Origin of the sequence: Parahaliea aestuarii (assembly GCF_008064635.1) — a bacterium.
GTDB classification, from domain to species: Bacteria; Pseudomonadota; Gammaproteobacteria; order Pseudomonadales; family Halieaceae; genus Parahaliea; species Parahaliea aestuarii.
This window is the reverse complement of the sequence record NZ_VRYZ01000008.1, coordinates 197904-223768: the sequence shown is the minus strand read 5'-3', so window position 1 is coordinate 223768 and position 25865 is coordinate 197904. Positions and strand designations below refer to the sequence as shown.

Annotated in this window: 20 protein-coding genes; 12 read left to right on the top strand and 8 right to left on the bottom strand. The window is 62.8% G+C overall.

The genetic code is table 11. The annotated features are described in order from the left end of the window. The first annotated feature begins 6 nt into the window (after positions 1–6). From wrbA to sppA, 3 genes are read left to right on the top strand one after another with little or no spacing between them, the layout of a single operon-like run. Positions 7–606 (top strand): NAD(P)H:quinone oxidoreductase, encoded by a 600-nt coding sequence (gene wrbA, locus FVW59_RS17215; RefSeq protein ID WP_148065601.1) that lies wholly within the window; start codon positions 7–9, stop codon positions 604–606. Further along, entirely contained in the window at positions 603–977 is a 375-nt protein-coding gene (locus FVW59_RS17210; protein WP_148065600.1) for a DUF2069 domain-containing protein, read from the top strand. Before wrbA ends, FVW59_RS17210 begins: the two co-directional genes overlap by 4 nt. A gap of 43 nt (positions 978–1020) precedes the next feature. Next, the gene (sppA, locus tag FVW59_RS17205) at positions 1021–2886 is read left to right on the top strand and encodes a signal peptide peptidase SppA (RefSeq protein ID WP_148065599.1); all 1866 of its coding nucleotides are present in this window, start codon (positions 1021–1023) and stop codon (positions 2884–2886) included. A 60-nt stretch (positions 2887–2946) separates the two neighbouring features. On the opposite strand, the gene FVW59_RS17200 is transcribed toward sppA, so the two are convergent. The 8 genes from FVW59_RS17200 to FVW59_RS17165 form a co-directional block, all read right to left on the bottom strand. Next, positions 2947–3663 carry a hypothetical protein gene (locus tag FVW59_RS17200; RefSeq protein ID WP_148065598.1) on the bottom strand — a complete coding sequence of 239 codons (717 nt, stop codon included), beginning with the start codon at positions 3661–3663 and terminating at the stop codon, positions 2947–2949. Continuing rightward, entirely contained in the window at positions 3663–4682 is a 1020-nt protein-coding gene (surE, locus tag FVW59_RS17195) for a 5'/3'-nucleotidase SurE (protein ID WP_148065597.1), read from the bottom strand. The genes FVW59_RS17200 and surE overlap by 1 nt, the downstream gene beginning before the upstream one ends. A 153-nt stretch (positions 4683–4835) precedes the next feature. Next, on the bottom strand, positions 4836–5912 hold the full coding sequence (locus tag FVW59_RS17190; RefSeq protein ID WP_148065596.1) for a helix-turn-helix domain-containing protein: 1077 nt from the start codon (positions 5910–5912) through the stop codon (positions 4836–4838). Between the two features lie 6 nt (positions 5913–5918). Continuing rightward, entirely contained in the window at positions 5919–9065 is a 3147-nt protein-coding gene (locus FVW59_RS17185; protein ID WP_148065595.1) for an efflux RND transporter permease subunit, read from the bottom strand. Beyond that, positions 9065–10357: an efflux RND transporter periplasmic adaptor subunit gene (locus FVW59_RS17180; RefSeq protein WP_148065594.1), complete on the bottom strand. Its 1293-nt coding sequence runs from the start codon at positions 10355–10357 to the stop codon at positions 9065–9067. The genes FVW59_RS17185 and FVW59_RS17180 overlap by 1 nt, the downstream gene beginning before the upstream one ends. A gap of 124 nt (positions 10358–10481) precedes the next feature. Further along, positions 10482–11318, bottom strand: coding sequence for a mechanosensitive ion channel family protein (locus tag FVW59_RS17175; protein ID WP_148065593.1), 837 nt, complete (start codon positions 11316–11318; stop codon positions 10482–10484). A gap of 153 nt (positions 11319–11471) precedes the next feature. Continuing rightward, a complete protein-coding gene (locus tag FVW59_RS17170) occupies positions 11472–12770 on the bottom strand; it encodes an efflux RND transporter periplasmic adaptor subunit (protein ID WP_148065592.1) in 1299 nt (432 codons plus the stop codon). After that, positions 12767–15922, bottom strand: coding sequence for an efflux RND transporter permease subunit (locus tag FVW59_RS17165; RefSeq protein WP_148065591.1), 3156 nt, complete (start codon positions 15920–15922; stop codon positions 12767–12769). The genes FVW59_RS17170 and FVW59_RS17165 overlap by 4 nt, the downstream gene beginning before the upstream one ends. A 719-nt stretch (positions 15923–16641) precedes the next feature. Here FVW59_RS17165 and FVW59_RS17160 point away from each other — a divergent pair. The 9 genes from FVW59_RS17160 (at position 16642) to FVW59_RS17120 (ending at position 25862) form a co-directional block, all read left to right on the top strand. Next, positions 16642–17307 carry a hypothetical protein gene (locus tag FVW59_RS17160; RefSeq protein ID WP_148065590.1) on the top strand — a complete coding sequence of 222 codons (666 nt, stop codon included), beginning with the start codon at positions 16642–16644 and terminating at the stop codon, positions 17305–17307. 74 nt (positions 17308–17381) lie between these two features. Continuing rightward, the gene (locus FVW59_RS17155; RefSeq protein ID WP_148065589.1) at positions 17382–18932 is read left to right on the top strand and encodes a hypothetical protein; all 1551 of its coding nucleotides are present in this window, start codon (positions 17382–17384) and stop codon (positions 18930–18932) included. A 358-nt stretch (positions 18933–19290) separates the two neighbouring features. Next, positions 19291–20778 (top strand): SulP family inorganic anion transporter, encoded by a 1488-nt coding sequence (locus FVW59_RS17150; RefSeq protein WP_148065588.1) that lies wholly within the window; start codon positions 19291–19293, stop codon positions 20776–20778. Positions 20779–20797: 19 nt separating this feature from the next. After that, a complete protein-coding gene (locus FVW59_RS17145; protein WP_148065587.1) occupies positions 20798–21652 on the top strand; it encodes a universal stress protein in 855 nt (284 codons plus the stop codon). A 116-nt stretch (positions 21653–21768) separates the two neighbouring features. Beyond that, the gene (locus FVW59_RS17140; RefSeq protein ID WP_148065586.1) at positions 21769–22221 is read left to right on the top strand and encodes a MaoC family dehydratase; all 453 of its coding nucleotides are present in this window, start codon (positions 21769–21771) and stop codon (positions 22219–22221) included. A gap of 18 nt (positions 22222–22239) precedes the next feature. Beyond that, positions 22240–22935 (top strand): NUDIX hydrolase, encoded by a 696-nt coding sequence (locus FVW59_RS17135; RefSeq protein ID WP_148065585.1) that lies wholly within the window; start codon positions 22240–22242, stop codon positions 22933–22935. Positions 22936–22979: 44 nt separating this feature from the next. Next, a complete protein-coding gene (locus FVW59_RS17130) occupies positions 22980–24533 on the top strand; it encodes an FAD-dependent oxidoreductase (RefSeq protein ID WP_148065584.1) in 1554 nt (517 codons plus the stop codon). After that, positions 24530–25006, top strand: coding sequence for a c-type cytochrome (locus FVW59_RS17125; RefSeq protein ID WP_187275953.1), 477 nt, complete (start codon positions 24530–24532; stop codon positions 25004–25006). The genes FVW59_RS17130 and FVW59_RS17125 overlap by 4 nt, the downstream gene beginning before the upstream one ends. Next, positions 24999–25862: an HpcH/HpaI aldolase/citrate lyase family protein gene (locus FVW59_RS17120; RefSeq protein ID WP_246139783.1), complete on the top strand. Its 864-nt coding sequence runs from the start codon at positions 24999–25001 to the stop codon at positions 25860–25862. The genes FVW59_RS17125 and FVW59_RS17120 overlap by 8 nt, the downstream gene beginning before the upstream one ends. Positions 25863–25865: the final 3 nt, after the last annotated feature.

Below are 25865 nucleotides of genomic sequence, written 5' to 3'. Positions count from 1 at the left end.
CGGGCGGTGACTAGCCCCTATGTGCTGGTGCTGTATTACAGCCGCCATGGCGCCGTTGCTGACATGGCGCGCCAGGCGGCGCGCGGGGTGGCCACGGTGGACGGTATGGAGGCGCGGCTGCGCACTGTGCCGCCGGTGTCCGCCGACTGCGAACAGAGCGCCCCGGACATTCCCGAAGACGGCCCCCTGTACTGCGACCTCGACGACCTGCGTCACTGCGCCGGCCTGCTGCTGGGCAGCCCGACCCGTTTTGGCAACATGGCGGCGCCGCTCAAATATTTCCTGGACGGTACCTCAGGGCTGTGGCTGAGTGGCGCGATGATCGACAAGCCCGCCGCTGTCTTTACCTCTACCTCCAGCCTGCACGGCGGGCAGGAGACCACCCTGTTGAGCATGATGCTGCCGCTGCTGCACCACGGCATGCTGATGGCGGGCCTGCCCTACAGTGAGGCGGGCCTGCTCAGCACCGAATCGGGGGGTACGCCCTACGGCGCTTCCCACTGGGCCGGCAACGACAACAGCCGGGCGCTGGACGACACCGAGGCCAGCCTGTGCCGCGCCCTCGGGCGGCGAGTGGCAAGTCTTGCCGCGAGGCTGGCCAAATGAATAGCGGGCGGCGCCTGGGGCTGTCCCTGCTCAGCTGGCAGATTACCTGGCTGGCCTGGACTGTACTGTTTGCTCAGCAACTGCTGGATGCCTGGCTACAGCAGGTGCCCTGGGTGATCTGGCTGGGCAAGCTGCTGCCGCTTTTGCTGTTCCTGCCCGGCATGCTGGGGGATAGACTGCGCAGCTACATCTGGCTGTGCTTTGTCAGCCTGCTGTACTTTATCGCACTGGTGGAGCGCCTTTTCGCAAATCCCGGCAGCGTGCTGGCAGTCGTTGGTATGCTGGCAGTGGTCAGCCTGTTCTGCGCCGCCATGCTCTACGTGCGGTGGCGTGCGCGGGAACTGCGCGAGCGCGGCGAGAGCAGCGCATAAATGTTGAGGGTGACGCCCCCAACTCATTGATCGGAGACAGAGAATGAGCAAACCCTCGGCCCTGCGGCGCCTGTTTGGCGGCCTGTGGAATTTCATCACCCGGGTGCGCGTGGCGCTGTCCAACATCCTGTTCCTGGCGGTGCTGGTGCTGCTTTACTTCGTCTTCACCGGCGGCGGGCCGACCCCCCTGCCGGACAAGGCGGCGCTGCTTCTCAACCCCACCGGTACGGTGGTGGACCAGCGCAAATCGGTGGATCCGATGCTGGCCCTGGTGGGCGAGCAGAATCCGGCCAGCCACGAGGTGGAACTGCGCGACATCCTGGATGCCATCCGCTACGCCGCGGATGATCCTGCCATCACCGCCCTGGTGCTGGAACTGGACGGCCTGCTGCATGTGGGAATGAGCAAGACCCTGGAGATCCGCGAGGCGCTGGACGCCTTCCGCAGCAGCGGCAAGCCGGTCATCGCCCGCGGTGACTATTTCACCCAGGATCAGTACCTGCTGGCCAGCCAGGCCGACACCGTGATCCTGCACCCCTTTGGCGCGGTGGCCATGGAGGGCTTCGGCAGTTACCGCAACTATTTCCGCGACGCCCTCGACAAACTGTCGGTCAATGTGCACGTATTCAAGGCCGGCGAGCACAAGTCCATCGCCGAGCCCTACCTGCGCAACGATATGTCACCCGGCGAGCGCGAAATCACCGGGCGCTGGCTGGGTGACCTGTGGCAGCGCTACACCGGCGAAGTGGAGCAGCGCCGCAGTCTGGAGGCGGGCGCGGTGAACGCCTACGTCAACGGTTACGCCGATGTCTTGCAGGCCCAGGGGGGCGATACCGCCAAAGCGGCCCTTGAAGCCGGGCTGGTGGACGAGCTGATGGCCCACCACCAGTCCAACGACTACCTGGCCGGGATTGTCGGCGCCCGCGACGAGGAGGAGCGTTTTGAGGCGGTGCCCTTCGAGCACTACGTGGGCCGCAAACGCGGTCCCAACCTGATCCAGCCCGGCGCCGGGCATGTGGCGGTGATTACCGCCGAGGGCAACATACTGCCCGGTGACCAGCCCCCCGGCACCATCGGCGGCGAGAGCCTGTCCCGGCTGATCCGCGACACCGCGGCCGGCGATGGCGTGAAGGCCATTGTGCTGCGGGTCAACAGCGGTGGCGGCAGTGTGTTTGCCTCCGAGGTGATTCGCCAGGCGGTGTTGGCCACCCAGGCTGAAGGGCTGCCCGTAGTGGTATCCATGGGCGCCATGGCCGCCTCCGGCGGCTACTACATCGCCGCCAGCGCCGACCGCATTTTCGCCACGCCGGCCACCATCACCGGCAGCATCGGTGTGTTTGCCGCCATTCCCACCTTTGAAGAGTTGATGGGGCGGCTGGGGGTGAACACTGACGGTGTGGGCACCACCGCGCTGGCGGGTTCCCTCCGCGTGGACCGGCCCCTGAACGAGCAGGTGGCCAGCGCCCTGACCAGTTCGGTGGAGTTCACTTATCGCAACTTCCTGCAACTGGTGGCCGACGGCCGCGACATGAGCGTTGAACAGGTGGATGCTGTGGCCCAGGGGCGGGTATGGAGCGCCGCGGATGCCAAGGCCCACGGCCTGGTGGACGAGCTCGGTTCCCTGCGTGAGGCGATCGCCGCCGCCGCCGACCTGGCGGGGCTGGAGTCGCCACAGGTTGAGTATGTCAGCGAACCGCTGTCGTCGCGGGAGATGCTATTGCAGCAACTGGCTGAGCGCAGTGGCGCACTGGCGCTGGGTCCGGTGAGCTCGACCGGCTCGATGAGGAAGTACAGCGCTGCGCTTGATTTGCTGCTGGCGCCCCTGAACGAGGCGGCGGATCTGGTGGCTTCACTGCGCGACCCGGGGCATCTTTATATGCGCTGCCTGGCCTGCGCCGCGCCGCTGTAGACCTGCAGCTGCTGTTCTGAAATGGCCGCTGACCGGGCTTGCCGGTCAGCGGCCTCGGCCTCAGGGCTGGTAGAGGCGGGTATCCAGGTTGTCGGCGCCGCTCACTGAGAGCAGGGCACCGCCCCCTTCCACACTGCCGACGGATACCAGTGCCTCCCAGTTGAGGCAATCGCTTTCCAGGCTGAGGCGGTAGAGGTTCACCGCGCTGTCCGCCGCGCCCAGTTCGCCGCTGCCGGAGCAGGGGCTACTGAGGGTGACGCTGCCGTCCGCCGCAATGCTCAGTTCGGTGAGGCCTCCGATGCCGTCCTCGCGCGCAAAGGTGCCTTCCGGCGCCCCGCTGGCGACACTGTCTGCAGCCAGTTGCGCACTGGCATCGCCAGACAGCCCGTTCAGGCTGATGGCGGCGCTCAGCACCTCATCCTCGACACTGAAGGTCAGCTCCACACTGCTGCCGTCGCGACCGTCGCTGCCGCTGAAGTGCAGTTCACCGCTGGACTCACTGGTGTCCCCCCACAGCACGATGTCGGCGATTTCGTCATCGTCGCTGTCGATGGCCACCGCGGTGACGCCGTCGCGCGCCAGGCTCACCGTGACCAATGCCAGGTTGTCGTCATCGGTGATGATCTGCCCGCGATAGATGCCGGTGCTGTCGAGGTCGGTGACCGCCGGCGGTGGCGGCGCCGGCGGTTCCGGCGGGGTGTCGGGGCGGCTGTCCCCCGAGTCGCTGCAGGCCGCCAGCAGTACGCAGGCCGCGAGGCCGGGAATCAGGTGCCGCATTATTGACCTCCCGCGCTGAGTTCGCGCAGTTTCAGCTGCATCAGCTCCCGCTTGCGCAGGCCAGCGGTGAAGTCGCCGTCCATGGTGGTGATGGTGACATAGCCCGCTGCCGACATACTGGTTTCATCGGTGATGTCCAGGCCGGCAGCCGCAAAATCTTCCAGGTCCGCTGCCGGATTATTGGCCAGTTCCTCGGCCAGCGCCGCGTCACCGAGCAGGGTGGACAGGGTTACCAGGCCGTTGAAGGACACATCCACACCGCCGCTGTCGTTGGCGGTCGGGCCGAGCAGAATGTCAGAACGGGAACCCAGGGAAGTGTAGGCGATGCCGCGCACCGGTCCTGCCGGATTGTTGATATTGAGCGCGGTCAGCTCGGGCATCAGGGGCTCGCCATCGTTGCGTGCGGCTTCCAGCGTCGCAACAACATCGACCACCAGGTCGGCCAGGGCCTCCCTGCTCATGCCCTCGCTGCCGCTGAAGCGGTTGTGGCTGACCGCAATGGCGGGCACGCCTTCCAGAATGGCGGCGATAGCGGCGCCCACCGTGCCCGAAGAGGTGGCGGTGGTGCCGATATTCTGGCCGTCATTCATACCACTGATGACCAGGTCTGGTGGTGTATCTCCGAGCCGGGCCAGACCGACAAGCATACTGTCCTTTGGCGTGGCGCTAATGGTGATGAACTCATCTTCCGCACCTTCAGCCGGGTTGGCGGCGGGTACACGGACGCAAAACCGGTTGCCGGCGCTGGTGGGTCCGTGAAAGCCCACGTTGCTGATACCGTAGCTCTGGCCGATGTCGGTGGACACGGCTCCACTGCGGCCACTCTGTTCACCGGCCGGGGCGTACATGGTGACGTTGTGACCGGCGGCTTCCAGGGCGTCCATGAGCACGTTGATGCCCTCGGCGTTACAGGAATCGTCGTTGGTCACCAGGATGTCGAGTGACCAGGCCGGCAGGGCGAGACCCATGGCCGCGGTGGCGAGCGCCAGCCGCAGGGGTTTGAGGGTAAATGATGGCATTGTGTAGTCCTCTTTTATTGACTGTTATGAGGTGCGGCGCGCGGTGGCAGGCGGTCGCAACCGGCGCCGCACCAGCCCAACATCGCCGCAAGCGGGGCTCGCCGCCTCCGTTTTTACAAAAGAGGAGTGAAAAACCGGAAAAAAACCGGGAAATCAGCCTTGCTGCTGGTACTGCCTCGGGGTCTGGCCCACCAGCGCGCGAAACTGCTTGTAGAACACCGACTCGGAATTGAAACCGCTGCTAAGGGCGATATCGAGCATGGTGCGCTCACCGGGCTGGCTGCTGCGCAGCAGGGCCTTGGCGGCGTCCACCCGGTAGGCGTTGAGGAAGCTGGCAAAACTCTGGCCACCGACCTGGTTGATCACCTGGCTCAGGTGGTTGGGGGCCACTGCCAGCTGGCCGGCCAGTTCCCCCACCTTGAGTTGGGGTTGCAGGTAGGGCCTGGCGTCGCGCATCAGGTCCTGCAATTGCCGCCACAGCTGCTCGGCCTGGTCGTTGCCGAGGCTGCTGGTTTCATAGCGGCCGCGATGCTTCTTTTCCGCTCGCGCCGCCCGGCTGGCGTGAAACACCGAGGGGTCGAGCACTGCGAAGAAGGCGATCAGGTAGCTCATGCCCACGGTGAGGGTGATGGACCACAGTTGCTGGGGCCAGCCGATAGTATCTGGCAGCCAGCGACCGATGGCGAACAGCAGCCCCGGCAGGGCGAGGGCGCAGCAGCCCCACAGCAGGCTGGCGAGCCAGCGCAGGGTGCCGGGTGGCAGGGCGGCCTCGCGCCGGGCGCGCTGCAACAGTCGCAGGCTGGCGCCGAGGTAGGCCAGCAGGTGAACATAGCAGAGCACACCAACGGTGCGGGGGTAGTGGGCCGCCAGGCCCTCGCGACCAAGCAGTGCACCGAGCAGGAAGTCCAGCACCAGGAGAAGAAAGGGCAGGGCGTGCCGCAGCTGGCGCCATTGCCAGCGGCTGTCATCGGAGATCCGCGCCCGGGTGTAGAGGTAGAGCCCCGGCCCCAGCAGGAAAATCACCAGCCCGAAGAACTGCAACGGGTCCATCCAGCGGATGTCCGGGCTGTGGCGAGCCATGGTGGAGAGCTGGTAAATCGTGACCAGACCCATCAGCGCCGCCAGTTGCTGGTTGGCGGCGGTGTGGCGGTTGGGCGGCAGGGCCAGTGCGAAACCGATAAGCGCGCCCAGCAGGGCGCCGCTGGCGGCGATCAGGCTGGCCAGGTCCATGTCCGGTCAGTGCCCCGTGCTGGCGCCCGCCTCGAGGGCCGCTTGCTCCCGGCGCTGGTTCCACTGCGCCAGATCGTCGAGGATCATGTACAGGCTGGGCACCAGCAGCAGGGTAATGACAGTGGCGAACACAATGCCAAAGGCCAGTGACACCGCCATCGGCACGATCTCCTGGGCCTGGGCGCTGCGCTCCAGCAGCATGGGTGCAAGGCCGAAGAAGGTGGTCAGTGAGGTCAGCAGGATGGCCCGGAAGCGGCGGGTGCCGGCGTCCATTACCGCCTGCAGCGGCGCCACGCCATCGCGCACCGCCTTGTTGATGTAGTCCACCAGGATCAGGCTGTCGTTGACCACCACTCCGGACAAGGCAATCACCCCCATGAGCGACATCATTGACAGGGGGTAGCCGGTGATCCAGTGACCCACCACGGCGCCGATCACGCCAAAGGGAATCACGCCCATGATGATCAGCGGCTGCAGGTAGGACCTGGTGGGCACCGCCAACAGGGCGTAGATGCCGAACAGGGCCAGGCTGAAGCCGATCAACATGCTGCGGCCCATCTTCGCCTCTTCCTCGGCGAGTCCGGAGACGGCCCAGCGCAGGCCCGGGTATTTTTCCACCAGCCCCGGCATCACCCGCTGCTGGATGTCGGCCATGACGCGGCTGGGCTCGACCAGGTCCTTGTTGGCCTCGGCGGTGACTTCGGCAGCCCGCTGGTAGTTGATGTGGGTGGCCTTGAGCAGGCCCTGCTCCACCCGCAGGCGGGCGACCGTGCCGAAGGGCACCTCGCTGCCATCGGGGGTGCGGATGAACATGTCGTGCAGGCTGCTCACGGTTTCCCGGTCGGCCCGGGGGTAGCGCACCATCACCCGGATTTCGTCGATGCCGCGCTGGATACGCTGGGCCTCGGCGCCGTAGAACGCGTGGCGCACCTGGGTGGCCAGGTCAAAGCGGGTCAGGCCCAGGGCCTCGCCCTCGGGGAGTATGTCGATGTGGAATTCGTCCCGGGTGTCGCTGGCGCCGTTGCGGATGTCGTACAGGCCCTCGTAGTGGCGCAGGGCTTCCTCCAGTTCCTGGGAGGCGGCGCGCAGGGTTTCGAAGTTGCTGTGCATCAGGTCGAAGGCGATGCTGGGGCCGAACTCGGGGCCGTCGGCGCTGGAGATGGCCAGCACCTCGGTGCCGTGGATATAGCCGATTTTCTCGCGCCAGCGGCGCTCGATCTCGCGGGTGCTGATGGAGCGCTGGTTCTCTTTGGTCAGCTCCACATCGATGCCGCCGGAGACGCGGCTGGCGCCGTAGGCGAAGATATGTTTCACCAGCTCTTCACCGCCGTGGCTGCGCTTGTGCTCCGCCTCCACCTCTTCCAGCGCCTTGACCACCGTCTGGATGGCCTCCAGGGTGCGCTCCTCCGGACTGCCTTCGGACATGGTGACATCGGCGTGCAGGAATTCGCCGGGCACATCCGGCGCCAGAACTGTGCGCACCACGCCGCCCGCCAGCAGGCCGGCGCACAGGATCAGGCCGGAGATGAAGGTGGCCAGCGTGAGATAGCGGTTGCGTACACAGCGGGCGACAAAGGGCGTATAGCGCTGGTCGATGAAGGTCTTGAGCCAGCCGTTGATGGCTTCCTGGCGGTGGTCGATGTACAGCAGCAGCCGGTTGCGGGTCGGTTTGCTGTGGGCCAGGTGGGCGGGGAGTATCCACTTCGATTCCACCAGCGAGAACACCAGGCACAGGATCACTACCCAGCCACAGGCGGCCGGCATGGCGGCGAACATGCCGTCGACGAACAGGGTGGGTGCAAAGGCCACGATGGTGGTGAGTACGCCGAAAGTGGCGGGGGTCGCCACCTGGTAGACCCCGCGTATCACATTGTCGACGCTGTGGCCGTGGCGCTCGGTTTCCGCGTAGGCGCTCTCGCCCATGATGATGGCGTCGTCCACCACAATCCCCAGCACCAGGATAAAGCCAAAGATGCTGATCATGTTCAGGCTGGCGTGGATGTAGGGCGTATTGATCATCGCCATGGCGCCGAGGAAGCACACCGGGATGCCCAGCATCACCCAGAAGGCCAGTTTGATCTCCAGGAACAGGGCCAGCACCAGGAACACCAGCAGGGCGCCCATGGCGAGGTTGCTGAACATCATGCCCAGCCGGCCCTCGAGGTAGAAGGTGATGTCGGACCAGGGCTCCAGCGTCACATTGTCGGCCAGGGTGCGGTTTTTCTCTTCCAGATATTCCCTGGTGACCCGGGCGGTGTCAATGATGTCCTGCTCGCCCATGGCGTAGACCTGTATGCCCAGGGAGTAGCGATTGTTGAACAGGGCGAAGCCCTCGGCTTCCTCGAACTCGTCTTTCACTGTGGCGATGTCGCCCAGCATAAGGCGAGTGCCGTCGGCATTGGTGCGCAGGACGATGTCTTCGAAGTCCTGTTGCACATAGGCCTGGCCGAGGGTGCGCAGGGCAATATCGCCGTGCTCGGTGCGCACCGAACCGGCGGGCAGGTCAAGGGAGGAGGAGGAGATAATATCCGCCACTTCACCCAGGCTCAGGTGATACTCGCGCAGCAGTTGCTCGGAGATTTCGATGGAAATTTCGTATTCCCGGGCGCCTACGATGGTCGCCGCTGACACCTCGGGGTAGGTCAGTAGCTCGCGCCGCACTTCCTCCGCCAGGGTTTTCATGCTGCGCTCGCCCAGTTCGCCGGACAGTTGCAGGGTGACCGCCGGAAACAGCAGCTCGGGCTGGCTGATAATCGGCTTTTCCGCCTCTTCCGGGAAAAACAGGATGGCGTCGATGCGGTTCTTGACGTCGTCCATCAGCTTGTTGAGGTCGGTGCCCTCCAGCGGCTCGATCATCACCCGGGCGTGGGATTCCAGTGCGTCGGATTCCACCCGCTTGATGCCGTCGACGTCGTTGATGGCCTCCTCGATCTTGAGCACGATGCCCTGCTCCACTTCCTCCGGCGGCGCCCCGGGGTAGGACATGTTGATGAACACCACCTCCAGGTCGAAGGCTGGAAACATGGCACGCTGGATGGTGAAGGCGCTGCCCAGGCCCACCACCATGATGATGATCATCAACAGGTTGGCGGCCACCGGGTTGCGGGCGAACCAGGCGATGATGCCCTGGGGCACGGGTTGGCTGTCCTGCATCAGGCCTCCGCGCCGGGCGTTGCGGCGTCTTCCTGCGCGGTCGCTGGCGCGTTGCTCTGGGCCGCCTCCACCGCGGCCCCGGGTGGTGCTTCACCCTGGTATTCGCGGCGCAAATCCACCGAGCTGCGGCTGGAAACGACGTCGACTTTGGAGCCGGCGAGGGAACTGTCCAGGCTGGTAAGGGAGACGAGGTCGCCGTTTTCCAGTCCGGCGGAGACATAAATCAGGTCGCCGCCAGTGCGCAGGATGCTCACCTCACGGTCGCGCAGGCGGTTGTCGGCGTCCACTACCCACAGGTGGTTGCCGGCGCGCAGCACGTAGCGGGGCAGCGCCACCAGCTCGGGCAGGGCGCGGCCGCGGATGTTGGCGTTGACGAAGGTGCCGACCCGCAGCGGTGCGCGCCGGGGATCTTTCAGGGCGTAGGGGTCCTCGATGCGGGCCACGGTGTACAGGACTCGCGAGCGCTCGTCGAACACGCCCTCGCTGCGATGCAGCTGTGCCGTCCAGTGGTTGACCTCGCCGCCGACATCGGTATAGAGGTCGATGTCTGCACCCTGCGGGTAGGCGCCGAGGCCGGGCAGGTCCAGGTATTCCAGCTTGCCCTGGGGTATCGGCAGGCGCACTTCAGCCACATCCACGGAAATGATGTCGGCCAGCGCGGTGCCGGGGCTGACGTATTGCCCCAACTCCGCCGACTTGGCGTTGATCAGGGCATCGTAGGGGGCGCGGATGATACTGCGTTCGAGATTGTCGCGGGCGGTGCTGAGGTCCGCCTGGGCCGCCAGCAGTTCCGCTTCGGCCTGTTCCAGTTGCGGCTTGCGCAGGTACAGGGCTTTGGCCTCCTCGCTGCGCTGGCTGCCGGCGGGCAGTTTTTTCCACTCCCGCTCGGCCACCTGGGCGCGGCCCTTCTCCTGGGCCAGCAGGCTCTCGGCCGAGGCCACGGCGGACTGGGCGCGCAGCAGGGCGGTCTGGTAGTCGCGCGGGTCGATGCGCAGCAGCACATCGCCGGCAGCGACAAATCCCCCGACATTGAAGGCATCGGATACCTCGGTGATGCGCCCGCCGACTTCCGTAATCAGGCGGGTGCTGCGCAGGGGGGTGACAGTGCCCTGGGCCTGAACGGGGATGCGGATGGTTTCCTTCACCGCCTCCGCCACGTCTACGGTGACCGGCACATAGGCGGGTTCGGCGATTTCCGTGGAGGGGCGCGAGGCGTACAGCAGCAGTGTGACCGCAAAAGCGGCGGCGAGCATGACGAGGGAAAGGAGAACTTGTTTTTTGCTCAGAGCCACAGGAAATACCGATAAGCAAACCCCCGCCGAAGCGGGGATTGAAAAGAAAGCAGTTTTATACCACAGGCGGGCGGCAGCGGCTGTGAAAAACTTGTAATGCTGCGCGGCTTGCGCCGCGCACTATTCAGGCTTCTTCGGCCTCTTTTTCTTCCGGCTGGGGCAAATGCAGGTTCATCTGCGGGAAGGGGATGGTAATGCCCTCGTCATCGAAGCGGGTCTTGACGGCTTCATTGGTGTCCCACAGCACCGCCCAGTAATCGGCTGCCTTCACCCAGGGCCGGACCAGGAAGTTGACCGAGGAGTCGGCCAGCTCGCCCAGCGCGACCACCGGCGCCGGATCGGCCAGTACGCGGCTGTCGTTGGCGAGGATGTTCTCCAGGATCTCCTTGGCCTTGCGGATGTCGTCCTCGTAGGAAATGCCGAACACCATATCCACCCGGCGCGTATCGCGGGCGGAGTAGTTGGTGATGTTGTTGGACAGGATCGAACCATTGGGCACGATCACTTCCTTATTGTCCGGGGTGGTCATGGTGGTGGTGAAGATGCTGATGCTTTCGATCACGCCCATGGCGCCGCCCGCCTCCACAAAATCGCCCTTGGTGAAGGGGCGGAAAACAATCAGCATCACGCCCGCGGCGAAGTTGGACAGGGACCCCTGCAACGCCAGGCCGATGGCCAGGCCGGCGGCACCGAGCAGGGCGATCAGCGAGGTGGTATCCACCCCGAGCTGGCTGAGGGCCGCGATGACCACAAACAGCAACAGCACCCAGCGCATAATGGAGGAGAGGAAGCGCACCAGGACATCGTCCATGCGGCGCCTTTCCATGAATTTTTCCACCGCCCCGACCAGAATGCCGACAACGATACGACCCACGATGAATATGATCAGGGCCAGTGCGATCTTGATTCCCCAGGGAATGATGTAGGTTTCCAGCAGTGTGTTCGGGTCGATATTGTCCATTGGATGGGCTCCAGGCAGAGAATGACAAACTGTGCCATGAATATAGCCAATTTGCCTGCCGCTGCCCAACCCTGAACGACGAACAGTTTCCGGTGGTATGCCGGCGGGCCTGCAAAAGGAACCCGCCGACACCGCGCTCGAAGCTAACGCTGGTTAACGCGCGGCCACTGCCGGCGCTACCGTTTCCACCCGCAGGCCATCGGCGGCCCGTGGCAGGCTGGTGGCCAGTATCTGGCTTTGCGCGCTCAGCGCATCTGCCTGCACCAGGATTTCCAGGCTGCCGTCCTCGCGGCTGCGCTGGCCTACCGGGGTCACTTCCAGTGCCCGCAGGCGCTGATTCTCGATCAGGTAGATGCGGCGGTTGTCGTACAGGCTCTGTACAGGCAGTGCCACGGTCTGTGGTACGGGCGGCAGCACCAGGCGCAGGTCAATGGCGCGGCCGAGTTCCGGGTGGTCGGCGCCGGCGGGCAGGTGGAACAGGCCGTCGATGCCACTGTGCCCCTTGCCAACCGCGGCGGCCAGCGTTTCCAGTGGCAGGGCGGTGTCGCTGCCGTTGATGTAGGCATGTAGCGTCTGGCCGCTGGCCAAAGCCCGCTTGATCGGCTCCAGCTGGCTCTCCGGCAGGGCCGCCCGCACGCGCATGGCGTCGGTGTCGTACAGGCTGAGCAGGGGTGAACCCGGGTCCACCCGGTCGCCGGGCGCGGCGTCTACCACCGAAATGCGGCCATCGAAGGGGGCTTCCACCCGGGTGTCCGCCAGGCGCAGGGCGCGGTCGTCGCGCTGGGCCCGGGCCCGGTTCAGGGCCGCTTCGGCACTGGCCAGACGCTGCGGGTGTTTTTCCACCCGGGCCTGCTGGCGGGCCAGTTCAATGCCCTGGCGGGCGACATCCTGCAGGGTGTTTTCCATGTGCTCGGTGGCGATCAGCTGGCGCTCGTTCAGCCCCTTGAGACGCTCTGCCTTGGCGCTGGTCAGGGCGTACAGGTCCTCCATGTGTTCGAGTACCCGTCGCTCCGCGCGGATATCGGCCTGCAGGGAGGCCAGTGCCGATTCTGCGTCGGCGAGATCGGCCTCGGCCTGCTCCAGCGCCAGTGCGGCGTGGGCCGGGTCCAGGCTGACCAGCAACTGGCCGCGGCTGACCCGCTCGCCCTCGCGGACATGGACGGCGAGCACGTCGCCACTGCTGTCACTGCGCAGCGCGGCGTGGTTGGGGCTTTCCACCCGTCCGAACAGCATCAGCTCCGGTGACAGGCTCTCGCTGCGGGCCGACACCGCGCTCACCGGCCAGATTTTTTCCGTCACCTCGGGCAGTGGCGGCTGTGGCGCCGTGGCCAGCAGGGCGGTGCTGCCCAGAATGGCGGCGCCGAGGATGACCAGCAATACGCGGTTTTTGCCGCTTATTCTGCCGGCCAGACCTTGGCGGGCATGTTGCAGTCGCTGTGTCAGGGCGATCATGGGGTAACTCCTGCAATGTCAGAGGACGGGGAAATACGGGTGCCGCGGCGGCGCTGCAAACGCAGCGACAGACTCTCTAGCAGCGACAGCACCGCCGGAATGGTGAACAGGATCAGGGTAGAGCCGTACAGCAGGCCGAAGCAGATAACCACCGCCAGCGGCGCCATCACCTGGCCGATGGGGGAGCTTTCCAGCATCATCGGCGCCAGCCCGAAGGCGGTGGTCAGCGAGGTCAGCAGCACCGGGCGCAGGCGGCTGCGGCAGGCCCTGAGCAGGGCTTCGTTCACCTGCTGGCCGGCGTCGCGCGCCGCCTTGTAGGCGTTGATCAGGATGATGGAGTCGTTGACGATTACCCCGGTGAGGGTGAACAGCCCCATGATGGCCATGGCGCCGAGGTTGAGGTCCATCAGTTGCAGGCCCGCCAGGGCGCCGGTGAGGCCCAGGGGTATGGCCAGCATCACCGCCAGCGGCCAGCTCCATGAGGCGAAGATCCAGGCCAGGATGAGATAGATCAGCAGCAGGCCGATCACCGCCCCCAGCAGCATGTCGTGGAAGGTTGCCGCTTCCTCGGCGGAGCGTTCGCCGAGGCCGTAGGTGACGCCGTAGCGACGGGTAATCTCGGGAATCACACTCTCCTCCAGCTCGGCGATCACCGCCATGGGGGTGTTCTGTTTGCGATCTACACTGCCGTAGACATTGATCACCTGGCGGGCGTCGCGATGGTTGATACGCTCGATCCCGCGACGGGTGCCGACCTCGGCCACGCTGGACAGGGGCAGCACGGTGCCGGCGGGCGTGCTGATGGGCAGCTGCCCGATGCTGGCGAGATCGAAGCGCTCCCGGGCCGGCAGGGACAGCCGCACCTCCAGCTCCACCCGGTCCTCGGTGAATATCTGCAGGCGGTAACCCTCGTAGGCGGCGCGCAGCTGGCGGCCGATATCGGCACTGGTCAGTCCCGCGGCGCGGCCCTCGGTGGTCAGGCTGAATACCCACTGCTCTTTGCCGTAGGGCAGGTCGTCGAACACGTTGTTGACGCCCGGCATCCGGGCCAGGTGGCCTGCCAACTCTTCGGCGGCGGCCTTCAGGCTGGTGACGTCGGCGCCGCTGAAGTACAGCTGCAGGTCCGGCCAGTTGTCCTCACCATTGCTGAAATGCAGGGTTTCCACGTAGGGGCTGGGCGTAACGCGCTCTTGCCAGGCGGCGGAAAACTCGGCCAGCGATACCTCGCGCTCGTTGGGTGGCACCAGTTCCACCCAGAGGGCGGCGTACTGCGGGCCGGTGCGGGGCTGTTGTTCGAGCATGGCCCAGTTGCGCTGGGGTACGTGGGTGACAATCACGTTGCCGCCGAAGGCCTCGTTGGTGGCCAGCAGGGTGCGCTCCATTTCCTCCAGCACCGCCTGCTTGTCGGCCTCGCTGGCGCCGGCAGAAAACTGCAGGTAGGCGTCGGCAAACTCGAAGTTCAGGCTGATATTCAGCTCCGGCTTGACCCGACCGCTGGCCAGCAGGGTCAGGGCGACGACAAAGGCGCCCAGCGACAGCGCCAGCACCGCGCGTCGATTGTCCAGGGCGCGCAGCAGCAGGGGGCTGAAAATGGCATCGCGGAAGTGGTTGAAGCGGCGCTCGAAGCCAGTGCGGAAGCGCGAAGGTTTAGGCTGCTTCTGCATCGCCTGGAAGCTGTGGCGCAGGTGGCCGGGCATGATCAGGAAGCACTCGATCAGCGAGGCGATGATCACGCAGACCATCAGCAGTGGTATTTCGCGGATAAAGGGCTCGTCCAGCACGATCAGCGGCAGGAAGGCCGCCAGGGTGGTCAGCGATGAAGCCATCACCGGGGCGAACATGTGCTGGGCACCCTGGGCGGCGGCTTGCTCGGGGCTGGCGCCGGCCTCGAAGCGCGACAGGGCGTGCTCGCCCACCACGATGGCGTCGTCCACCACGATGCCCAGGGCCATCACCGCCCCCACCAGGCTGATGAAGTTGATGGAACCGCCGAGGAAGTGGAACACCGCCAGCGCCCCGAGGAAGGACACCGGGATACCGGCCGTGACCCAGCCCGCCACGCGGGCGTTGAGGAACAGGTACAGCGTGGCAACCACCAGCAGCAGGCCGCCGATGCCGTTGTTGACCACCAGCATCAGCGTCTCTTTGGCGAAGCGCCAGGCTTCCAGCCAGATGACGCTTTGTACGCCCTGCTGCTCCAGGGAGGCGCGGTTCTCGGCGTACCACTGATGCAGAATGTCGGCCTCGCCCATGATGTCGGAGCCGGCGGCGCGGCGCAGGATCAGGGTAATGGCGGGCTTGCCCTGGTATTGCAGGTGGCGCTGGTGGTCGCGTTCGCGGCGCTCGATGTCGGCGATGTCCCCCAGGCGCACCAGTTGCTCGCCGTCGCCGGTGCTGAGCGGCAGCTCGGCGAAGCCCTGGGCGCTGCGGCGCTGTTCCAGGCTGCGCAGCTTGCGTTCCAGCTGGCCACTGCCGGCGCTACCGGCGGGGACATCGGCGCTGTTGTCGAGAATGCGACGGGCGATTTCCCCCAGCGGCAGGCCGAGGGTGTAGAGGGTCTTGCTGTCCACCTGGATGGCGATTTCCTCTTCCGGCACGCCGCGAAACTCCACCTGGTCGATGCCGCGCGCCAGCAACTGGCTTTCAATGTCCCGCGCCAGCGGCGCCAGTTCACTCAGCGAGCCGGTGCCCGCCAGCAGCAGGGCGGCGACCGTCTCCATGGGCTCGTGGATGCTGACCACCGGCGTTTCCATATCGGCGGGCAGGTCGCGGGTCTGGGCCACCTGCTGCTTGACGCGGTCGCTGGCGAGGCCCATGTCGGTGCCGCGTTCGAATTCCAGGCGGATACTGCTGTGGCTTTCCAGCGTGGTGGAGGTCAGGCTTTTCAGGTGCTGCAGGCTGCGCAGCTGGTATTCCACCGGCTGGGTGATCAGCAATTCCACATCCTCCGCGGCAGCCCCCGGCCAGCTGATGTCCACGCTGACACTGTGGCTGGGCTGGGGTGGATTGAGCTGCACCGTGAGCTGGCGCAGGCCCCAGATGCCCGCCAGCACCAGCATCATCATCAACAGGTTGGCGGCCAGCGGGTGCCGGGTGAAAGTGTCGATCAGGTAGTGCGCGCGGGTCTCGCTGCCGGGCGACGAACTGGACATGTTGGTGTTCCCCCGAAGGTGTTATACAGGTGTATATCACCCCATCACCTGGGGCCTTTCAAGGCGCCTGCGGGGAGTTGAGTGCTTTGTGCGATGAATGGTGGGGATGCGGTCGATAGGGGCTCGGGAATCGGCCCTGACGCATGTGGAAATTGTTAACTGCGTCACATTGGCGGCCTGCGCCGCGGGGGTTGCACGGAGTATGGGCTAACATTGTTCGATCAACAAAAACAACGATATGGGTTTATTACGGGGATCAGATAATGAAAAAAGTGACTTTGGTGCTCGCGCTTCTTATTGCCAGCAATCTTGCCTTTGCACATGGTGGAGGCTGCCGCAAGAGCTCACCGCCCGGGCAGTGCTGCCATATGGAAAAGAAGACAGGGAAGGTGCATTGCCATAAATAGCACTTGTGCGCCGTGCGCTATCGTAAATCTGAATCCGACAGTCGCATTGTAACCACCATCGCTGGAGTCGGTGGGGACGTGCCCGGGTAATGCGCCGCGACACAGCGAATGAGTTTGGCCTGGCCCTGGCCCACTGAGTGAATCAGCAGCTATTGGCTGCGTGTACAGATATAAATACGAGTTACGAAACATGACTAGTCTATATTTGGATATTGTTGAGTAGCTATGGACACAAATGCCCAGTACTAGCCACAGTATGCGGATATGCACATACTCCGGATTTAACTGTTATGTGCCTAAGGTAGAACAGAGATGGTAGCAATAACAGCATTTTTAAATATGGATATAAACTATCCTGGGATTGGAATAAAGCCAGAACTCTCAATGCTTCGAGACTATCTTGGTATCATGGAAATCAGCATTGAAAGAGTTGGTTCAGAGTACATTGCAAAAGAAGAAGAGAAGAATAGAGGTGCTGACCAAGACGAATACCGATACTGCTATCTTATAGCTGAAGAAGAAATTCCTAGAGTTATTAGAAATCCGGCTTTTGTATCTATTTATTCACTTCTAGAAAGTTCAATAAGTGCTTTATTGAAATATGCCCAAGAAAAGGAAAATAAAACTCTCTCTTTTCGTGAGGTAGGCAGAGGGTCTTTGTTGTCTCGCGCGAATAAATATATGAAAAATATTCTAAACTACGAATTCGAGTTCAAAAATATACAATTGGAAAAGGTAGCGGATATCTACAAAGTTAGAAATTTTATCGTACATTCCAATGGGAGCTTGGACGATATGACGAATGATGTAGATAAGCCTCTGATGAAATGTGATGAAAAATTTTATATAACGAGCACATATTTTGGGCGGGCAGGTGTCACGAGCGAATATCTAATAGATTCATTCGATTTTGTTGAATCCTCGATAAGAGATTTAATGAGCTACATGGAGCAAAAGTATTTTGAAACCGGCACATAACAAACGCGTCAAAGGCGACGCTCGTACCTCGCGCGCTTTGCGCGGGCATTAGCATTCATTTGCGAGACCAGCATATGAGATTCCTGATACTGGCAGTGATTCAGGTAGCTCTCGTGCTGCTTTCCTTGGGGCAGGATTTAAATGAGATTGCCCCATGGCTCCTCGGGATTAATTTCACTAGCGCATTTTTCTCAATAAATTTCACCTTGTTCGGTTATCAGCTATCAAGGTACAAGCCAATTTTGGACAGGCCATCGCAGCGTCAATGGATCAATATATATCTGCTTATGACGATGCCGTTTGTTCCGTTAATTTGTTTCTTAATCAGCCCAGACGTCTATGCGCATCTGGCCCTTTGGCTGTTGCCAATTATAGTCTGGGCATCCTTTGATAACGCAAAATTGACTATTAGCTATCTCGATCCAATGAGGTACGCAAAAAAAATCTTCACCGAAGCGAATATAAGGAAGTACAACGACAAGCTATATGCAGCAGTATCTAAAGAGGTTGAGGCCCACGAAAAATATATAGCGAATCGTAATAGATTTCAGATTCCAGCTCACGAGTGGTCATTCTCTCCGGATACACTCGGAGTAACTGAGGGCGACCTGTGGGACAAGGCTATTGTCATTGCAAAGCAGGCACTCTCAAATAATGACTATCCTGTGTTTATGGAAAGCATTGAAGTTATGGTGCCCTTAGCGACTGCATCTTACTCTTTGGAATCACATTCAAAAAATGACTATCGAGAGATAGGAGGCGTGGCATCAATCACGCACAAACGCTTCCGCGGGTTAATAAACTGGATCACTCAGGAAGACAAAGAGGGTGCATATATAGAGGCACTTACAAATCGTCTTTGCGCACTTCTCCGCACGCCAGAGGTTGTTTCGGACCCTTTGGGGAAGATGACGGAAAATATAATGTCGGATGTTACCTATTTGGGCTCAGTCATGCTGACATCAAAGCAATGTGGTGCTCCGATGAAAGTTTTGAATGCTATTCATTCCGTATTAGAGCTAGCTGTCCATCAGATTGAAGAGGATTCTGTCAATGGAAAAGATCGGACATTGGACCGGTGGAACATAGCTGGGTATGCCCATCTTATCAAATCTTTAGGAATTGACGCGATCCATTCTGGTGATGATCATTTTGTTTATCGGTGCATGGAAACTCTGTCGTACCTTGGCTGTAACGCAGCAAAGATAGGGTCAAGACAAACTGTTGTCGCTTCTTTTCAGTGCCTGGTTCAATTGGGGAGGAAAAGCAGGAAAGAAGGTAGGGGGTGTTTCTGGACTAGGTGCATAATACCTCTGCATAAGCACGCTGAGGAGTTTATGGGCCACATTCTTACTTGGCTCATCCGCGATTTGGCAGATGACGGTTCATTCACACTGAAAGCCTGTGTAGAGCAAGCATACTCGCGAATCCGAGGATTTAAATGTGAGATTCAACCAAAACCCAACTTGAATCCGGCATTCTGGATCCATGAAATAGAGCAAGGGGATTCACCTGTTAAGATCGCACATATAGAGACTCTGTGCGGAATGCATGGGTACAATGGAAGCGTTGATTACTCTGATCATGAGGATGAAACTGAGTACACACTTATGGACTTTGATTAATGCTAACCAATGGCAGCACGGTGACCGATTTTCCGCCGCGATGCGGCTCCAAGCCGGCACGTGTGCCAAACGTTAAGAGCACTACATAGCCAGGCCCGGGCGATAACGCCCAGGAGCAGGCATCTCCGCCTTGTTCCCGGTCGGGAATCCGGTATAATCCCCCGCTTTTGTCGCCCCCGAGTCTTCTGTTGCCCACGCCGCCGTAACATCCCCTCCCGTCTTTTTTGCACTCTCCTGCTGATCAGGAAAGGGCAAGCTTCGAGGTGTCCGCAATGCCGGGTGCCCTGTGCAATTCTCACGTTCTGATTTTCCGCACCCGGCACATGCACGGCATGGGTGACGCGAGTATAGGTACACAATGATCGAATCCATCAAACACGACTGGGTCTCCAATATCCGTGGTGACCTGCTGGCCGGCCTTGTGGTGGCGCTGGCGCTGATTCCCGAGGCTATCGCCTTTTCCATTATTGCCGGTGTCGACCCCCAGGTAGGGCTTTACGCCTCGTTCTGTATCGCGGTGGTGATTGCCTTTGTCGGCGGGCGGCCGGGCATGATCAGCGCCGCTACCGGCGCCATGGCCTTGCTCATGGTGACGCTGGTCAAGGAACACGGCCTGGAATACCTGCTGGCGGCCACGCTCCTTACGGGCGTACTGCAGATTGTGGCGGGCTTCCTGCGGCTGGGAGACCTGATGCGCTTTGTGTCCCGCTCGGTGGTGACCGGTTTCGTCAATGCGCTGGCCATACTGATTTTTGCCGCCCAGTTGCCGGAACTGATCGACGTCACCTGGCACGTCTACGCCATGACGGCCGCGGGCCTGGCGATCATCTATCTTTTTCCCCTTGTTCCCCGGGTCGGCAAGTCGCTGCCTTCTCCGTTGTTGTGCATCCTGGTACTCACCGCTGTGAGCCTGTTCCTGCAGCTGGATATTCGCACTGTCGGCGATATGGGGCAGCTGCCCGATACCCTGCCTGTCTTTCTCTGGCCGGATGTTCCGCTGACCTGGCAAACGCTGCAGATCATTCTGCCCTATTCACTGGGGCTGGCCGTGGTCGGCTTGCTGGAATCCATGATGACGGCCACCATTGTCGATGACCTCACCGATACCAAAAGTGACAAGAACCGTGAGTGCAAGGGCCAGGGTATTGCCAATATCGGCGCCGGCCTGATGGGCGGCATGGCTGGCTGTGCGATGATCGGGCAGTCGGTGATCAATGTGAAATCCGGCGGCCGGGGGCGGCTGTCGACACTGACCGCGGGTGTATTGCTGCTGATCATGGTCGTGTTTCTCGACGAATGGATAAAGCTCATTCCCATGGCCGCCCTGGTCGCGGTGATGATCATGGTGTCTATCGGTACCTTCTCCTGGGATTCCCTGGTCAACCTGAAGAAGCACCCCCTGTCCTCGAATATTGTGATGATCAGCACGGTGGTCGTTGTGGTGGCCACCCACAACCTGGCAATCGGGGTGTTCGTGGGCGTACTGCTGGCGGCGCTGTTCTTTGCCAACAAGATTGGCCGTTTCATGGGCGTCAGGAGTGAGCTGGTCGAGGAGGGGCACCGCCGCTATGCGGTGATTGGCCAGGTGTTTTTCGCCTCTTCCGAGCACTTTGCGGACTCCTTCGATTTCAAGGAGGTGGTCGACCGTGTGACGATAGATTTGAGCCAGGCGCATTTCTGGGATATCACTTCCGTGGCGGCCCTGGACAAAATCGTGATCCGGTTCCGGCGCGAGGGTACAGTGGTTGATATCGTGGGTATGAACGAGGCCACGCGCACCGTGGTGGACCGCTTCGGCGTCTACGACAAACCGGAAGAAGTTGAGAAGCTGATGGCCGGTCACTAGGAAGGAGGCAGTGAAACGCATGAAAGCCCGTATAACCGCCTGTATCGACGGCTCCGTCATTTCATCCGCTGTCGCTGACGCGGCCGCCTGGTCCAGCAGGCTTCTGGATGCCCCGGTGAAGCTACTCCATGTGCTGGAGAAATCGATATCACCCGCCACGGAAGACCTCTCCGGCGCCATTGGCCTGGGCAGCCGCGAGCACCTGCTCGCCGAACTGACCGAACTGGATGAGCGCCGCAACAAGCTGGCGGTAGAACATGGCAAGCACATTCTCGAGGCCGCAAGGCAGCGCTGCAGCGACCATGGCGCTACCCATGTCGAGGTGGAGCAGCGCCACGATCATCTGCTGGACGCGCTGCTGGAATGCGAGGCGGATACGCGCCTGTATGTTGTCGGCCGGCTGGGCGAGGATCATTCCCTCGAGAAGCAGGTGATTGGCTCGCACATCGAGAATGTGGTCAGGGCCATCCACACGCCGATCCTGATGGCGACCGAGCCTTTTCACGCCCCCGGTAATTACATGCTGGCTTACGACGGCAGCAAAACCGCCGACGCCGCCATCGAGCGCATCAGCACAAGCCCGCTGCTGGCGAACATCCCCGGGCACATCGTGATGGTGGGCGATGACAGCGCTGACCATCGACAGCAACTGGAACGCGTTTGCGGCATTCTCTCGGGTCAGGGGCACAGCGTTCAGCCGCACCTGATACAGGGCAAGGTGATCGACGCGCTGATGGCGTTTCAGCAGGAGCACGGCATCGAGCTGAAGGTGATGGGGGCCTACGGGCACTCCCGCATTCGGGAATTCCTTGTCGGCAGCAATACCTCGCGCATGCTGGCGGCGAGCACCGTGCCTGTACTGATCCTGCGCTGAAGGCCACCCCCGGAATTGGTGCGCAGTGAACACAGTTAAACCGCGACGGCTGCCGGGGGTCGGTGCCGGTGCTATAGTCCCCCGCACGTTTTTTGCAACGACGATGGACAACAGTCATGACAAGCTTTGCCAACCCCGCCGCCCTGCTCGGTAGCGAGGGCACCCAACTCGGTCACAGTGAGTGGGTGGAAGTCACCCAGGAGCGCATCAACCAGTTTGCCGATGCCACCGGCGATCACCAGTGGATTCACGTCGACCCGGTCAAGGCCGCCGATGGCCCCTTCGGTAAAACCGTCGCCCACGGCTATCTCACCCTGTCCCTGGCCAACCTGTTCCTGCCGCAAGTCCTGCAGGTGGAAAGCTTCTCCATGGGCGTGAACTACGGCTGCGAGAAGGTACGCTTCCCGGCGCCGGTCCCGGTGGGCAGCCGCCTGCGCGGTGTGGGCGAGGTGGTGAGCGCCGAAGAGGTGAAAGGCGGGGTGCAGGTGGTGGTGCGCATGACCATCGAGGTCGAGGGTGGCGAGCGCCCGGCCTGTGTGGTCGATACCATCAGTCGTTTCTTTCCCTGATGACGGGGGAGAATAGCCGTGATTGAAACCAGCGACGAGGTGACGCCGATCTATCCCGCCGCCACCGTGATCCTGATGCGCGATGCGCCCGCCGGCCCGGAAGTGCTGCTGGTGCAGCGCAGCACGGCGGTGCGCCACATGGGCGGGCAGTGGGTATTCCCCGGCGGCCGTGTCGACCCGGCGGATATCACCGTGCCCGGCGATGATTACAACAGCGCCGTGAATGCGGCGATTCGCGAAACCCGCGAGGAGGCGGGGCTGGTCATTACCGAAGACCAGCTCGAGTACCTGTCACACTGGACCACCCCGGAGGGCGCCAAAAAGCGCTTTGCCACCTGGTTCTTCCTCGCGGTGCTGGAAGACGACCAGGAAGTACAGGTGGACGGCGGCGAGATTGCCCTGCACCGCTGGGTGTCGCCAGCACAGGCACTGGCCGAGATCGACGACCCGGACAACCCCTTCAACCTGATGCCACCCACCTTTGTCAGCCTGGTGGACCTGGCAGCGCACATCGATTGCAACGCCGCGCGCTGCGTGGTGCGCGATCGCCAGGCGATGATCTACGCGCCCAACATGGTGTTTATCGAGGGCGGTATCTGTTTTCTTTACGAGGGCGATGCGGGTTACGCCAGTGGCGACGAGCAGGCCGGTGGGCCGCGCCACCGCACCTACATGGTCAACCAGAAGCTGAAGTACATCTGCGAACTGGATTGAGCGCTGGCTGAGCTCAAGCAATAACAACAGGCAGGGGGCAAGGCATGGACAAAAAACGGGAGGGGGCGGGCATCGGCCGGCGCCGGGTGTTGCAGGGGCTGGCGGGCGCCGCCGGCTTCGGCCTTGCGACAGCAGGGGCCGCGGCGGCACCTGCGCTGCTGCCCCGCGGCGAGGTAAAGAGCTGGGATATCACCACCGAGGTACTGGTGGCGGGCTCCGGTTCCGCCGGGGTCAGCGCCGCGCTGGAGGCGCGTCGCGCCGGCGCCGGGGTATTACTGGTTGAGTCGCTGCCCAAGCTGGGCGGCTCCTCGGCCATGTCCGGTGGTGTGGTATACGCCGGTGGCGGCACCGCCCTGCAGCGCTCCCTGAAAGTCGAAGACAGCGCCGAGGCGATGTACAACTTCATCGTCTCCGCCGGCACCCTCCATCCACAGCTTGATAAAATCCAGCTGTACTGCGAATCCAGCCCCGAGCATTTCGACTGGCTGGTGCAGCAGGGCGTGCCCTACAAGAAGAAAATGACCTCGGCCAAGGGCCTGCCCTTTGGCGATGAGTCCCTCTATTACTCCGGCAACGAACAGGCCTGGCCGGCAACGGAGGCGGCGCGCCCCGCGCCCCGCGGTCACGTGCCGGGCGTACCGGGCATGAACGGGGGGCGCAGCCTGATGGAAGCGCTGCTGGCCCGCCTCGCCGAATCCGGTGTGGCCACCCGGGCCGGGCTGGCCGGGCGTCAGTTGGTGGTGGAAAGCGACGGGCGTATCGCGGGCATGGTGGTGGAAAATGAAGCCGGCCAGCGCCTGCGGATTCGCGCCAGTCGCGGGGTAGTGCTGGCCTGCGGCGGTTTTATTCACAACCGCGAGATGCTCAAGCGCTATGCGCCGGAGCTGTACGATTGCTCGGTGCCCTGGGGCAATGCCGGCGATCTCGGTGCCGGAATCAACATGGGCATCGCCGCGGGCGCCGAGGCCCTGCGCATGCACCAGGGCTTTGCCATCGCCCCCATGTACCCGCCGGAGAATGTGCTGTCGGGTATCGTGGTCAACCAGTTCGGCCAGCGCTTTATTTCCGAGGAGTCCTATCACGGGGTACTGGGCGACGCCATCGCCTTCCACCAGCAGGGCCGCGCCTACCTGATCACCGACGACCAGAGCGCCTACCAGATGCACCAGGACAACTTTCCCCTGGTGGCGGAGAGCGCCACCATCGGCGACCTCGCCACCCTGGCCGGCTTCCCCCAGGGGGCTTTGCAGCACACGGTGGCCTACTACAACCGTTTCGCCAGTGTCGGGCGCGACCCCCTGTTCCACAAGAGCCACCACTACCTGCGCCCGCTGCAGGGGCCGCCCTACCGGGTGTGGGACCTGTCGGTGAATCGCGCCTTTTTCCCGGCCCATACCTTTGGCGGCCTGCACACCGACGTGGATGGCCGCGTAATCAACAGCTTTGGCGATGCCATACCCGGGCTTTACGCCGCCGGTCGCACGGTGGCGGGCCTGCCCACGGCACCCTATGCAGCGAGCGGCCTGTCGGTGGGGGACTGCACCTTCTTTGGCCGTCGCGCCGGTCGCAGTGTCGCCCGTCAGGAGGTGAGCGCATGAAATACTATCAAGGCTGCCTGGCACTACTTTGCCTGCTGAGCGTTGGCTGCCTCGCCCAGCCGGAGGAGCAGGCCGGCCCCGCGGTGACCAGTGCCGGTACCGCGCTGACCGGAGATGTGGAACGCGGGCGCCTGGTGTTCGGCCCCTGCCGTACCTGCCATTACCCCGACCCGGCCCTGGGGCACAACAACGGCCCCAACCTGTACCGGATCTTTGGCAAAGTGGCGGGCAAGCAGCCGGGCTTTGACTATTATTCAGAAACTTTCAAAAATGCCGAATTCGTGTGGACCCCGCAGTTGCTGGATCTGTGGCTGGCCGATCCCCGCGCCATGTTCCCGGGTTCCACCATGATGAGCCTTGGCGTACCCGATCCACAGCGTCGCGCCGACCTCATCGCCTACCTGAAGCAGGCCAGTGTGCGCGGCAGCGATGCCGATGGCAACAGTGAAAACAAAGAGGACGCCCGTGACTGAACTAGCCCTGCGCTCGGTACTGTATATGCCGGGCGCCAACCAGCGAGCCATGGACAAGGCCCGCGACCTGCCCTGCGATGCGGTGGTCTTTGACCTGGAAGACGCCGTGGCGCCGGACGCCAAGGCCGCTGCCCGCGACGCGGTGGTAGCGCAACTGGCCGCCGGTGGTTACGGCAAGCGCCAGCTGGTGGTGCGCTGCAATGGCCTGAACACGCCCTGGGGGCGGGACGACTTGCAGGCGATGGCCGCTACCGGCGTGGATACCCTGTGCCTGCCCAAGGTGGAAAGCGACGAGGCACTGGACAGCGTGGGCACACTGCTGGCGCAGCTCGGGCGCCGGGATATCCGCCTGTGGGCCATGCTGGAAACCCCGGCGGGGATCGCCGCCGCCGATACCATCGCCCGCCATGCCGCCGTGTCGGTGCTGGTGATGGGCACTACCGATCTCGCCGCCGAATTGCGTGTGCCGCACCGTCCCGATCGCCTGGGCCTGCAGTACGCCCTGGGGCGCGCGGTGATGGCGGCTCGCCTGGCGGGCGTGGCAGTGCTGGACGGTGTCTACCTGGATTTGCAGGATGCCGACGGCTACCGCGCTATCTGCGAGCAGGGGAGGGCGCTGGGCTTTGACGGCAAGACCCTGATCCACCCGAGCCAGATTGAAGCCGCCAACGCCGTGTTTGGCCCCGACGCCGGAGCGGTAAGCTGGGCGGAAAGGGTGCTGGAGGCCTGGGCCGCGGCAGAGAAAGCGGGCAAGGGCCTGGCGGTGCTGGACGGCAAGCTGGTGGAGACCATGCACGTGGACGAGGCGCGGCGAGTGCTGGCCATGGCACGGCAGATCGAAGAAAGTCGCAATTAAAAC